This is a genomic window from Pseudomonas sp. PS01301, assembly GCF_029960215.1.
In the GTDB taxonomy this organism is placed as follows: domain Bacteria; phylum Pseudomonadota; class Gammaproteobacteria; order Pseudomonadales; family Pseudomonadaceae; genus Aquipseudomonas; species Aquipseudomonas coleopterorum.
Genome location: NZ_JASCPM010000003.1, coordinates 160,012 through 171,907, shown reverse-complemented (window position 1 = coordinate 171,907; position 11,896 = coordinate 160,012). Strand labels below are relative to the sequence as shown.

The window sequence follows — 11,896 nt, the reverse complement described above, 5'->3', positions numbered from 1 at the left end:
CCTGGGTTGAGCGTACAGGCCAACGCACCGATCAAAACCGAAACGCAACGCCAGTGGTGACATTGAACGCATCCCCCGGGTAGAAATTGGCCGAATCCTGCCCGCGGGCGTCGTAGGTGATGTTGGCTGCGGTGGCGTAGCGTTCGTCGGTCAGGTTGCGCATGTCCAGGAACACGTCCCAGCGTTTGCTCGGGGCCTCGAAGCCTACGCGGGCGCCGAGGATGGTGTAGGACGGCGCGCTGAAACTGTTGGCGTAGTCGATGAAGTAACTGGAGGCCGAACGCAGGTTGAGTTGGGCGTAGAAGCCTCCGGCCTGCTGGTACTGAAGCTCGGCCTGGTACACGTGGCGTGGCAGGCTGGGCAGTTCGTTGCCGCCGAAGGTGTTGTCGTGGCGATAGTAGAAATCGTTGAAGGTGTAGGCTTGGCGCAGGTTCAGCGTGTCGCCGTTCTCCCCTTCCCACAGCAGCGCATTCAATCCCGCCTCCACGCCTTGGTGAATGGTCGGGCTGGCGTTGGACGAAGCCACCAGTTGGTCTTGATTGGCCGAGGCCTGACGCACCACCACGGACAGAATCTCGTCATCGATCCAGGAGCGATAGAACGTCAGGCTGCCATCGAAAATCCCGGCACTGGCACGTACGCCCAGCTCGGCCGTGGTGGCTTTCTGAGGTTTCACGTCGCGTATGAACGGCGAGCCGGTGCTGCCCAGCTGCCAGGTCACGGGCGGGTCGATGGAGCGGCTGACGTTGCCGAACAGCTGGATGTCCGGCGTCAGTTCATACCGCAGGCCCAACCGCGGAGCGGTGTCCCATTCGGAGTAGTTCACGCCGTCGGGAAACTCGCTGGTGTTCACCCCGGTGGTGTATTCGATCTCGGCCTTGCGCTTGATGTTGATGAAAGAAAGCCCCGTGGACAGCCAGGTTCTGTCGTTGAGCTGCAACTCGTTGCCCAGCGCCAGCACGCTGTCGCGCGAGCCGGTGTACTTTGTGTACTGCAACAGTTGCCCGGTGCTGCGGCTGTGGGATTTGACATCGCCCATGTAGGCCAGCGTATTGCTGAAGGTGATGCTGCTGTCGCTGGGCAGGCCGAACAGTTCGTCGTGGGCGCGGCGATAGCGCAGCACCACGCTGGTGTCCTTGGAGCGCCAGTCCTGTGGCGAAACCGAATACCGCCAGCCGTTGAGCAACGGGTAGTCGTTGTACCCCAGGCCCACTTCCAGGGTCGAGTCGTCGTCGAACCTGTAGGTGGTGTTGCTGCCCAGCAAGGTGGTGCCGTCCTTCTTGCGACCAGTGGGAACCTCGTTGCTGCGCGGATCGTGCTTGAGCTGGGCTCGGGTCAAGGTGTTGCCGTTGGTGAGCTGTTCTTCGCGGTAGCGCAGAAAGAAACGCATTTCCAGTTTGGGGCTGAACACATGGCCGAAGTTGGCGATCAGGTCGCGGCCCTTGTTGGCCGTGTTGTCCTGATAGCCGTCGCGTTCGTTGTGCAGCACGCTGACATAGTAGTCGCTGTCGCCGACCACGCCGCCCGTGCTCAGTTGTTGCTTGCGGTAGCCGAAACTGCCGACTTCGAACCGTGCGTAGTTGCCTGGGGACGTGCGTCCGGTACGGCTGACGAAGTTGATCGCGCCACCCAGCGACAGCGCCGTGTGCTTGAAGGCGTTGGCGCCGTACAGCACTTCGGTGTGATCGACTGCGGCCATGTTCAGCAGGTCTTCCTGAGTGCCGCCCGGCCCGGTGATCGGCAGTCCATCGTAGAGGAATTTGATGCCCAGGGCATAGCCCTGATAGAAGGTATTCAAACCCGAACCGCGAATCGAAATCTTGTTGGCACCGGTGCCGCTGGTGGCCTGCGCGAACACCCCTGGTTGCAGCGCGAGTACGTCTTCGGCATTGGAGGCACGGCCTTTTTCGACCTCTTTCATGTCGACGACTGCGGTGGTACCGGGAGTCTTGTCCAGTTCGACTTTGGCCTTTTGCGCTTCGCTGCGCGCCGCGCCCGTCACCACCACCGTGGACAGCTGCGTATCCTCGGCGTGGGCCAGACCCAAACTGGTGACGGTGAACAATGCCACGCTGCTTGATACGAAAGCGCGATATGAACCACTGGGCTTGCGGCCCGATGTTGAACCCATGAATGAAGCTCCTGAACGCTACGAAAAGATGAGGAGCCTCTATTCGTATAGTCGCGCTCGCAGGGGCTTGAGCAGCTATCGTGCCAAGGGTGAAACACCATAGGCAGGGCATTTGGCAGCAAAGGAGCGATCGTTATGATGCAACCTGTCGCTCCGCTGTTGGCTCAGCGACAGTACTGGCGGTGCAATGGGGTAGGTCAATACACATCCGGCACCAGAACGACACTTGACCCTCACGCAATTGAACCAGAAAATCCTCCCAAAAAGGGAGATCCGCATTTATCATGAGAGTCATCGCCAAGCGAACACTGCGAGAATTCTGGGAGCGGAACGGACACGGTGACGCGCAGCGGCCGTTGATCGAGTGGCACAATCTCATGATCAACGCCAACTGGCTTACCCCTCAGGCACTAAAAGCCGAGATCGGTACAGCAAGCATCATCAAAGCAGGCAGGGTCGTTTTCAACGTAGCAGGCAACAAGTATCGCTTGGTCGTAGCGATCGACTACAACCACCAGATTGCATGGGTTAAGTTCATTGGCACTCATGCCCAGTATGACCAGATCGACGTGGAGACCATCTGATGAATCTCAAACCCATCCGTAACGAGACAGACCTTCAGAACGCATTCGCTCGCATGGAAGAACTGTGGGGTGCGCAGCCTGGTAGTGCTCGTGCCGATGAATTGGAAGTTCTCGCGATACTCATCGAGAAATACGAAGACCAGTATTACCCTATCGGTCCGTCCGATCCTATCGAGGCGATAAAATTTCGAATGGACCAGCAAGGCCTGAGCATGCGCGATCTGGAGCCCTTCATCGGCTCGAGTGGGCGTGTGTCTGAGGTATTGAACGCCAAACGCTCGTTGAGTCTTGCGATGATCAAGCGCCTGCATGTCGGGATGAACATTCCCTACGAAAGCCTATTGGGCTGAGCCTTACTTCAGTCGAATGTCATTGACCTCGAACCGCACAATCGTAGCCAAAGAAAAAGCCCACGCTGACCTGATCAGCGTGGGCTTTTCTACAACCGTGTTACGTGTGCGGATCGATTAGACCGCAGCAACGACCTTGGCAGGTGGCTGAGTACGACGACCCAGTACGCCGGCACCGGCGGCTACCAGACCCGAGATCACCAGGGTGATCAGCAGGATCCAGGCGCCTTGCGAAACGCGCTTGGCGGCCACTTCGGCAGCTTCACGGGCTTTCTGTTCGGCCTGAGCTTTCAGTTCCTGATACTTGGCATAAGCCTGACGGTAGCTGGCCTGGGCCTGATCGACGATCTGGTTGGCTTCAGCATCAGTCTTGTTGCCACGTGCCTTGATCAAATTGACCAGTGCTTCGCGGTCAGCAGCATCCCAAGCCTGGTCGCCCTTGGCCTTGATGCGATCCATCAGACCAGACAACTGGTTGTCGGCTTGCTGAGGGTTCTCGGCGCTGCGCTGAGCGGTGTTCTGCGCGTCTTGTTGAGTCGCCTGAGCTTCCTGCTTGACGTTGTCGGGGTTCAGTTCAGGCTTGCCGGTCTGACGCATGGCCAACTCGAGTTCGCCCTGGATGTCGTCCAGATTGAATTCGATACCCTGCTGACGCAGTTGATCCTGAATCTTGTCGCCCAGTGCGGGAGCGACTTGAGCAATGCCACTGCCCAGCGCCGACATGCCGCTGCCAGCCAGGTTCAGACCGCCACGGACAACGCCGGTGACTGCGCTGGAAACCAGGTAGACAGTGATGAGCGAAACGCTCGCCCAGACCAGCAGACCGTGGAAAGCGCCTTCGCGCTGTGCCAGACGGCCAGCAGCCCAACCGCCCACGAACAGCGAGATCACCGCGCTGACCACGACCCAGATACCGGCACCGGTGCCGATGCCCGACAGCGGATTGGCTTCTTGCATTGGATCGATGGTGGCTGTACCGATGGCAGTACCCAACAGGTTGAGCAACAGCGAAACCACCATGGCGAGTACCACACCGGCGAGAATCGCACTCCACGAAATTCGCTTGAGCAACGGCGCGGTTGTGGCGTGGTCATGGTAGACCGGGGTGGTGTAGCCGTCTGGAGCGATACGGTCATCGCGGATCATGATTGTAGTCCTTTGGGTCAGTGGCAGAACGAGTAGGTGAACTCGCTTACAGCAATGACCAAGGGCTTCGTGAAAAAGTTTTATAAAAACATTGAATATCTTTTTTCGGCTGTATGGACCGGCTTGATAGGCGTGACTGGCCGCAGTTACCTTGGCTGGTTACTATGCCCGTACAAGCCTTTGAATTTTCCATGCATTGCAGCCATGAGCACACGATGAGTACAGACCTGGACACGCTGTTCGACCGCACCGGCACGGGCAGTACCAAATGGAGCCGCTACCCCGAAGATGTATTGCCGATGTGGGTCGCCGACATGGATTTCGCCGCACCGCCTGCGGTCATCGAACGCTTGCAGACGCGTCTGACCCATCCGGTCCTGGGCTACAGCGTGCCCTCGGACGAACTGCGTCAGGTGCTGGTCGATTACCTGCGCGAGCACTATGACTGGCAGGTGCAGAAGCAGGACATCGTGGTCCTGCCGGGTGTGGTGCCTGGGGTCAACATGGCGCTGCACGGTCTGGTGGCCGAAGGTGATGGCGTGGTGGTGCATACCCCCAACTATCCGCCGCTGCGCCAGGCGGCCGGCCACTGGAAAATGCGCAGCATCGAAGTGCCGTTGCAGGCCAACGCGCAAGGTCAGTGGGCGTGTGACCCGCAGCGGCTGCAACAGGCATTGGGCGACAGTTCGGCGTACCTGCTGAGCAATCCGCACAACCCGATCGGCAAGACCTATAGCCGCGACGAACTGCGCACGATCGCCGAAATTTGCGTGGCGCAGGATGTGTTGATCATCAGTGACGAGATCCACGCGGACCTGCAGTTCGATGGACGTCGGCATATCCCTGTTGCGTCGCTGTCGCCGGAAGTGGCCCAGCGCACCATTACCCTGATGTCCGCGAGCAAGACCTACAACGTGGCGGGGCTCAAGACAGGCTTTGCAGTGATCCAGAATCCCTCGTTGCGCGCCCGCTTCGACGCAGCACGGGTGGGCATGGTGGACAGCGTCAATCCGCTGGGGATGGAAGCCACCCATGCCGCCTATGCGCAGCCGGGCGAGTGGTTGGAACAGCTGAAAACCTATCTGCAGGGCAATCGCGACTACCTGCTGGAAACGATTCGTACGCGGCTGCCCGGCATCGTGGTGCATGCGCCACAAAGCACTTACCTGGCCTGGCTGGACTGCTCGGCTTTGGGCCTGGACAATCCGCAGCGGTTTTTTCTTGAACAAGCTCGAGTGGGCCTGAGCGCCGGCCCGGAATTCGGCGAAGGGCTGGAGCAATTCGTTCGCCTGAATTTCGGCTGCCCGCGCGCATTGCTGACCGAAGGCCTAGCCCGCATCGAACGCAGCCTGCAACACCGCACCCCGTAGCAGCGGCGCGAGCCGCGTCCGGGTTCGGTGCGTTCGTCTAGATACACCGCGGGTGCCGCCGACGCAGCTTGCGCAGCTGCTACAGGGGTTGCGACCGCGTCTGGCCTCACCGGCCCCACCGCATTCCCCTGTAGCAGCGGCGCGAGCCGCGTCCGGGTTCAACGCGGTCATCCAGAAACACCGCAGGTACCGCCGACGCAGCTCGCGCAGCTGCTACAGGGATTGCACCGTATCTGGCCTCACCGGCCTCACCGGCCTCACCCCATTCCCCTGTAGCAGCGGCGCGAGCCGCGTCCGGGTTCAACGCGGTCATCCAGAAACACCGCGGGCACCGCCGACGCAGCTTGCGCAGCTGCTACAGAGATTGCGGCCGCGTCTGGCCTCACCGGCCCCACCGCATTCCCCTGTAGCAGCGGCGCGAGCCGCGTCCGGGTTCAACGCGTTTATCCAGATACACCGTAGGTACCGCCGACGCAGCTTGTGCAGCTGCTACAGGGGTGGATTTTCTGGAGGGTTGGTGGTGCGCAGCGCGTCTGCTGTCGCGGCGCCGGAGGCGGTGTTGTCGAATATGCACCATACCTCGGCGTCGGTGGCGGCTTCGGCCAGGAGCAGGCGCAGGTGTGCCAGATATTCAGCACTGTACGCGTCGTGATAGATGCGCGGTGAACCGTGCAACCGCCAATAACGAAAGCCGCGCCAGCCTCCAGGGATGGTATCGGTGGCGATGCGTGAAGGATCGACCGCCGCTTGGGCAATGCGGTAAGCCTGCAGGATCGGCTCGGCCTCGACCCAGGAAGCATGGCGCGGTTCGAGCACCACATGGCCTGCAAATCGCTCGCGCAAACAACGGAAGAAATCCTCGGCAGCCTGCACTTCGAAAGCCAGAGACGGCGGTAATTGCACCAGCAGGCAGCCGAGCTTGCAGCCCAATTCACCACATTGCGCCAGGAATTCATCGAGGGCCGCTGCGCAGTCGCGCAAGCGCTGCACATGGGTGATCTGTTTCGGCACCTTGACCGAGAAGCGGAAGTCGTCGGGCACCGACGCGGCCCAGCGGGCATAGGTCTGTGGGCGATGCGGACGATAGAACGAACTGTTGATCTCCACGCAGCGCAGCCGCGAGGCGTAACGCTGCAAATGGATGCCGTCGCCCGTGAAGTGCTCAGCGTACTCGCGCGGCAGGCTCCAACCGGCGCAGCCCACGCGCACCCGGTCCATGCTCAAAACAAGACTCCACCGGCTTCGCGCATGAAGATCTCCACGGTTTTGGGCCCCACCCCGTCGAACTGTGCCAACCTGCGCTCAAAATCCCTGCGATCGGCACTGGCCTCACGCATCTGGCTGACACTGCCGCCGTACTCCGCCGTCAATGTCTTCGCCAGCGCGCTCAGCCGCGTCGCCGTGCTCTCGTCATAGCGCACGTAATGCGCCTCGCCCAGCATGGCCACCAACTCGCGATGCGTGCAGTGGCCCAGCTTGCGCGGCGTATCGCGACCGTGTTTTTCGACCAGCACCCGATAGGCCTGAACGGCGATATCGGCCTGAATGCGCTTACCCATCAGAAAGCTGGCCAGCAACCACTTTAACAGGCCGTGCTGCTCGGTGATGTCGATGCCCAGATCCTGGGCGGTGATGGACTTGCTCATCGGCGGTATCCCTGATTGGCTGCGGCACGGACGCTGCCCGGTAGACGCCAGCCCCACTCGGCGGTTCGATCCGTCTTCCCGCAACAGACAGCGCTGCGACGCGCGGGCCGTGCCGTTGTGGTCATTCGCCGCTACAATAGCGACCTTGACCGTGATGACTCAGACCAGAAAAACATGTCCCTGCCCAAGCACCACCTCGAACTGCTCAGCCCCGCACGCGACGTAGCCATCGCCCGTGAGGCCATCCTGCATGGCGCCGACGCCATCTACATTGGCGGGCCCAGCTTCGGCGCGCGTCACAACGCCAGCAACGAGCTGAGCGATATCGCCGAGTTGGTGACCTTCGCTCGCCGCTATCACGCGCGGGTGTTCACCACGCTCAACACCATCCTGCACGACAACGAACTGGAACCGGCGCGCAAGCTGATCCACCAGTTGTACGACGCCGGCGTAGATGCCTTGATCGTGCAGGACCTGGGGGTCATGGAGCTGGACATTCCGCCGATCGAGCTGCACGCCAGCACCCAGACCGACATCCGCACCCTGGCGCGGGCCAAATTCCTCGACCAGGCCGGCTTCTCCCAGCTGGTGCTGGCGCGGGAGCTGGATCTGGGCGAGATCCGCGCCATTGCCGCGGAAACCGATGCAGCGATCGAGTTCTTCATTCACGGTGCGTTGTGCGTGGCGTTTTCCGGGCAGTGCAACATCTCCCATGCGCAGACCGGTCGCAGTGCCAACCGCGGCGACTGCTCCCAGGCCTGCCGCCTGCCCTACACCCTCAAGGATGACCAGGGCCGCGTAGTGGCCTATGAAAAACACCTGCTGTCCATGAAAGACAACAACCAGAGCGCCAACATTCGCGCGCTGGTCGAGGCCGGCGTGCGTTCGTTCAAGATCGAAGGCCGCTACAAGGACATGGGCTATGTGAAGAACATCACCGCCTATTACCGCCAGCGCCTGGACGACGTGCTGGAGGACCGTCCGGATCTGGCCCGGGCTTCCAGCGGTCGCACCGCACACTTCTTCGTGCCGGACCCGGACAAGACCTTCCACCGCGGCAGCACCGACTATTTCGTCAGCGAGCGCAAGATCGACATCGGTGCGTTCGATTCGCCCACCTTCACCGGCCTGCCGGTCGGACGCGTGGAGAAAGTCGCCAAGCGTGACATGCTGGTCGTCAGCGAGCAGCCGCTGTCCAACGGCGACGGCCTGAACGTGCTGGTCAAGCGCGAAGTCGTGGGTTTCCGCGCCAACATCGCCGAGCTCAAGGGCGAGTTCGACGAAGATGGTCAGAAGCGCTATCGCTATCGCGTCGAACCCAACGAGATGCCGGCTGGGCTGTTCCAGTTGCGCCCCAACCACCCGCTCAATCGCAACCTGGACCACAACTGGCAGCAGGCGCTGCAGAAGACTTCCGCCGAGCGCCGAGTCGGCGTGGCCTGGCGCGTGCAGTTGAGCGAGCAACGTTTGCAACTGACCGCCATCAGCGAAGAAGGCGTGCGCGTGGACGTAGCGCTGGAAGGCCCGTTCGGACCGGCCAACAAACCCGAGCAGGCGCTGGATCAACTGCGTGACCTGCTAGGGCAACTGGGCACTACCCAGTACCATGCAACGGCCATCGAACTGGATGCACCGCAGGCGTTTTTCATTCCCAACTCGCAGCTCAAGGCGATGCGTCGCGAAGCGATCGAGGCGCTGACCACCGCGCGCGTGCAGGCCCATCCGCGTGGCAGCCGCAAGGCCGAGACGACGCCACCGCCGGTGTATCCGGAATCGCACCTGTCGTTCCTGGCCAACGTGTACAACCAGAAGGCTCGCGATTTCTATCATCGCCACGGGGTCAAGCTGATCGATGCCGCGTACGAGGCCCATGAAGAGCCGGGCGAAGTGCCGGTGATGATCACCAAGCATTGCCTGCGCTTCTCGTTCAACCTGTGCCCCAAGCAGGCCAAGGGCGTAACCGGGGTGAAAACCAAGGTCGCGCCCATGCAGTTGATTCATGGCGATGAAGTGCTGACCTTGAAGTTCGACTGCAAGCCGTGCGAGATGCATGTGATCGGCAAGATGAAGGGACATATCCTGGACCTGCCGCAGCCGGGCAGTGGCGTCAATGTGGTGGGTCAGATCAGCCCGCAGGATCTGATGAAGACCATCCGCCGCGCGCCCCATTGATACGGTGGGTTGATCGCGCCGTGTCTGGGCTGTCGCATTGGCGCCCGACGCGGCCACCCAATACCTGTAGCAGCTGCGCAAGCTGCGTCCGATGGCACTGCGTGGGGTCAGATGATCCGCGTGGCCTGTGACGCGGCTCGCGCCGCTGCTACAGGGGAATGTGAGGCCGGATACTGATGCCGGCCCTGTTTCACAGCCGGAACTCAAGCACCTGCAATGAATATCTTCACCCGCCTCTGGCCGACCCGCCAACCGATCAATGCCCGGGAAAAATGGCGTGCCTGCATCGGTGCCGCCCTGGGCGTGCTGGTGGTCGGGGTGCTTGCAGCGCTGGGCCTGCAGGGGCACTGGGCCTCCGAGCACGGCGCCCTGGGGCTGGCCATCGTGGCGCCCATTGGTGCCAGCGCCGTGCTGGTGTTCGCCCTCCCCGCCAGCCCCTTGGCCCAACCCTGGGCAGTGGCCGGTGGCAATACGCTGAGCGCGCTGGTCGGCATTGCCTGCGCCAAATGGATTCCCGATCCGACCCTGGCCGCCGCCCTCGCCGTAGGCTTGGCAATCGCACTGATGCTCGCCGCCCGCTGCCTGCACCCACCCGGTGGCGCGGCGGCATTGCTGATGGTCGTGATGGGGTGCGAACACTTCGCCTATGCCGTGAATCCGGTCCTGCTCGATTCGCTGCTGCTGGTGGCCGCCGGCCTGCTGTACAACAACCTGACGCGTCGGCCCTGGCCTCATGTGCCTGCCACGCCCCAACCGTCGGCGACAGGGAGATTCAGCCGAGCCGACCTGGACGCCGCGCTGGTGCACTACAACCAGGTCCTCGACGTCGATCGCAACGACCTGCAGGCGTTGCTCGAACTGGCCGAAGCTTCGGCCTACCAGCGCAACATGGGCGAGCTGCGCTGTGCCGAAGTCATGAGTCGGGAACCGATCACCGCACGCCAGGAGATGCCGCTACGCGAGGCCTGGGCACTGATGCGCAAGCACAAGATCAAGGCCCTGCCCGTCATCGACCGCCAGCGCCATCTGATAGGCATCGTCACCGTGGCCGATTTCATGCGGCAACTGGACCTGGACGCCCACGACGGCGTGGCCTGGCACCTGCGCGCCCTGCTGCGACCCGGACGCAATCGGCCGACGACCAGCAGCGTCGGGCAGATCATGACCCGCTCGGTGCGCGTCGCCAGCGCCGATCGGCTGCTGACCGAGCTGGTGCCGGTGTTTTCGGAGAACGGCCATCGGCACATTCCGATCATTGACAGCGAGCGCCGTCTGGTGGGCATCATCACTCAGTCCGACTTGATCCGCGCGCTGTACCGGGCGGTCAGCGCCTAGTTGGCGTTAGCACCGGCAAGCTGGATATCGGTCAGCCCCATCCGTGCCGCCTGCTCCAGAACCTGCTCGTCGCTGTCCTCGGCGGTGGGCATCACCAGGCTGTTTTCGCCGTCGCCAAAGTGCAATTGCAGCAGGTGCATCACCACAGCGTGGAGGCCTGGCTCGATCCGAGCCGGTGGCGTCCAGCTGCGCGGCTCACCGTTGAAGCGGTATTGAACGGATGCGGTCGCCATGGGACATCTCCTCTTGGTAGCGGACGGGTGGGCGCGCTCGGCCCTGCAGCAACTGACTGGAGTGATCCGCCAGCGTTCCTTCGGTTCGGCGCGAGAGGCACCGGGAGATTGTCTTGAACGTCTGCGTGCAGGTGCTTTCTGAACACTGTGCTTTCTGAACACGGAACCGGGCAATGCCGTGCATTGCATCCCCACACCTGCAGGAGAAATGTGCATGAAGATCTTGATGGTTCTCACGTCCCACGATCAGTTGGGCGATACCGGCAAGAAAACCGGCTTCTGGCTGGAAGAATTCGCCGCCCCCTACTATGCCTTCATCGACGCCGGCGCCGATGTGACGCTGGTGTCGCCCAAGGGCGGCCAGCCACCACTGGACCCCAAGAGCGACGAGCCGGATGCGCAGACCGACGCCACCCGCCGCTTCGCCGACGATGCACAGGCCAAATCTGCCCTCGCCGACACCTTTCCGCTGAGCGAAGTCGACCCCTACGATTTCGATGCCGTGTTCTATCCCGGTGGGCACGGTCCGCTGTGGGACCTGGCTGAAGACACGGATTCGAAAACCATCATCGAAGCGTTCTATGCCGCCAACAAACCGGTCGCTGCCGTCTGCCATGCACCGGGTGTGTTCAAGAACGTGAAGTCGCCGGATGGCGATTCCATCGTCAAAGGCAAGAAGGTAACAGGCTTCACCAACTCCGAAGAAGACGCGGTCGGGCTGACGGATGTGGTGCCCTTCCTGGTCGAAGACATGCTCAAAGCCAATGGCGGTGAGTATTCCAAAGGTCCGGACTGGGGCAGCTATGTGGTCGAGGACGGCCACCTGATCACAGGGCAGAACCCTGCGTCCTCCGAAGCTGCGGCTCAAGCCTTGATCAAGCGACTGCAGCAGGAAGAGAGTGCCTGATTGGTGACTGCCTGACACACGG

At 61.8% G+C, this 11,896-nt stretch carries 11 protein-coding genes; 6 read left to right on the top strand and 5 right to left on the bottom strand.

Annotation, left to right across the window (positions count from 1 at the left end):
* Nucleotides 1–31: 31 nt before the first annotated feature.
* Entirely contained in the window at nt 32–2,131 is a 2,100-nt protein-coding gene (locus QMX89_RS02705) for a TonB-dependent receptor (protein ID WP_282346592.1), read from the bottom strand.
* A gap of 284 nt (nt 2,132–2,415) precedes the next feature.
* Here QMX89_RS02705 and QMX89_RS02700 point away from each other — a divergent pair, with 284 nt between their 5' ends.
* Entirely contained in the window at nt 2,416–2,715 is a 300-nt protein-coding gene (locus QMX89_RS02700) for a type II toxin-antitoxin system HigB family toxin (RefSeq protein ID WP_282346589.1), read from the top strand.
* A complete protein-coding gene (locus QMX89_RS02695) occupies nt 2,715–3,065 on the top strand; it encodes a transcriptional regulator (RefSeq protein ID WP_282346587.1) in 351 nt (116 codons plus the stop codon). The genes QMX89_RS02700 and QMX89_RS02695 overlap by 1 nt, the downstream gene beginning before the upstream one ends.
* A 117-nt stretch (nt 3,066–3,182) precedes the next feature.
* On the opposite strand, the gene QMX89_RS02690 is transcribed toward QMX89_RS02695, so the two are convergent.
* The gene (locus tag QMX89_RS02690) at nt 3,183–4,211 is read right to left on the bottom strand and encodes a hypothetical protein (RefSeq protein WP_049860019.1); all 1,029 of its coding nucleotides are present in this window, start codon (nt 4,209–4,211) and stop codon (nt 3,183–3,185) included.
* Between the two features lie 215 nt (nt 4,212–4,426).
* On the opposite strand from QMX89_RS02690, the gene QMX89_RS02685 reads away from it, so the two are divergent.
* Nucleotides 4,427–5,581: a PatB family C-S lyase gene (locus QMX89_RS02685; RefSeq protein WP_282346586.1), complete on the top strand. Its 1,155-nt coding sequence runs from the start codon at nt 4,427–4,429 to the stop codon at nt 5,579–5,581.
* Nucleotides 5,582–6,070: 489 nt separating this feature from the next.
* On the opposite strand, the gene QMX89_RS02680 is transcribed toward QMX89_RS02685, so the two are convergent.
* Together QMX89_RS02680 and QMX89_RS02675 are read right to left on the bottom strand one after the other, a co-directional pair.
* A complete protein-coding gene (locus QMX89_RS02680; protein ID WP_282346625.1) occupies nt 6,071–6,799 on the bottom strand; it encodes a DUF72 domain-containing protein in 729 nt (242 codons plus the stop codon).
* A 2-nt stretch (nt 6,800–6,801) separates the two neighbouring features.
* A complete protein-coding gene (locus QMX89_RS02675) occupies nt 6,802–7,227 on the bottom strand; it encodes a DNA methylase (RefSeq protein ID WP_282346585.1) in 426 nt (141 codons plus the stop codon).
* 174 nt (nt 7,228–7,401) lie between these two features.
* Between QMX89_RS02675 and QMX89_RS02670 the strand changes: the two genes are divergently transcribed.
* Together QMX89_RS02670 and QMX89_RS02665 are read left to right on the top strand one after the other, a co-directional pair.
* Complete coding sequence (locus QMX89_RS02670; RefSeq protein ID WP_282346584.1) at nt 7,402–9,399, top strand: U32 family peptidase; 1,998 nt, start codon at nt 7,402–7,404, stop codon at nt 9,397–9,399.
* A 216-nt stretch (nt 9,400–9,615) separates the two neighbouring features.
* The gene (locus QMX89_RS02665) at nt 9,616–10,734 is read left to right on the top strand and encodes an HPP family protein (RefSeq protein ID WP_282346583.1); all 1,119 of its coding nucleotides are present in this window, start codon (nt 9,616–9,618) and stop codon (nt 10,732–10,734) included.
* On the opposite strand, the gene QMX89_RS02660 is transcribed toward QMX89_RS02665, so the two are convergent.
* Entirely contained in the window at nt 10,731–10,967 is a 237-nt protein-coding gene (locus QMX89_RS02660) for a hypothetical protein (RefSeq protein ID WP_282346582.1), read from the bottom strand. The genes QMX89_RS02665 and QMX89_RS02660 overlap by 4 nt on opposite strands.
* A 214-nt stretch (nt 10,968–11,181) precedes the next feature.
* Here QMX89_RS02660 and QMX89_RS02655 point away from each other — a divergent pair, with 214 nt between their 5' ends.
* Complete coding sequence (locus QMX89_RS02655; protein WP_282346581.1) at nt 11,182–11,874, top strand: type 1 glutamine amidotransferase domain-containing protein; 693 nt, start codon at nt 11,182–11,184, stop codon at nt 11,872–11,874.
* Nucleotides 11,875–11,896 lie beyond the last annotated feature (22 nt).

Excerpts from the sequence above, each read along its gene's own strand:
- QMX89_RS02670 (WP_282346584.1), top strand. The coding sequence starts at position 7,402 with ATGTCCCTGCCCAAGCACCACCTCGAACTGCTCAGCCCCGCACGCGAC.
- QMX89_RS02655 (WP_282346581.1), top strand. The coding sequence starts at position 11,182 with ATGAAGATCTTGATGGTTCTCACGTCCCACGATCAGTTGGGCGATACC.
- QMX89_RS02695 (WP_282346587.1), top strand. The coding sequence starts at position 2,715 with ATGAATCTCAAACCCATCCGTAACGAGACAGACCTTCAGAACGCATTC.
- QMX89_RS02665 (WP_282346583.1), top strand. The coding sequence starts at position 9,616 with ATGAATATCTTCACCCGCCTCTGGCCGACCCGCCAACCGATCAATGCC.
- QMX89_RS02660 (WP_282346582.1), bottom strand. The coding sequence starts at position 10,967 with ATGGCGACCGCATCCGTTCAATACCGCTTCAACGGTGAGCCGCGCAGC.
- QMX89_RS02690 (WP_049860019.1), bottom strand. The coding sequence starts at position 4,211 with ATGATCCGCGATGACCGTATCGCTCCAGACGGCTACACCACCCCGGTC.
- QMX89_RS02705 (WP_282346592.1), bottom strand. The coding sequence starts at position 2,131 with ATGGGTTCAACATCGGGCCGCAAGCCCAGTGGTTCATATCGCGCTTTC.
- QMX89_RS02685 (WP_282346586.1), top strand. The coding sequence starts at position 4,427 with ATGAGTACAGACCTGGACACGCTGTTCGACCGCACCGGCACGGGCAGT.
- QMX89_RS02675 (WP_282346585.1), bottom strand. The coding sequence starts at position 7,227 with ATGAGCAAGTCCATCACCGCCCAGGATCTGGGCATCGACATCACCGAG.
- QMX89_RS02680 (WP_282346625.1), bottom strand. The coding sequence starts at position 6,799 with ATGGACCGGGTGCGCGTGGGCTGCGCCGGTTGGAGCCTGCCGCGCGAG.
- QMX89_RS02700 (WP_282346589.1), top strand. The coding sequence starts at position 2,416 with ATGAGAGTCATCGCCAAGCGAACACTGCGAGAATTCTGGGAGCGGAAC.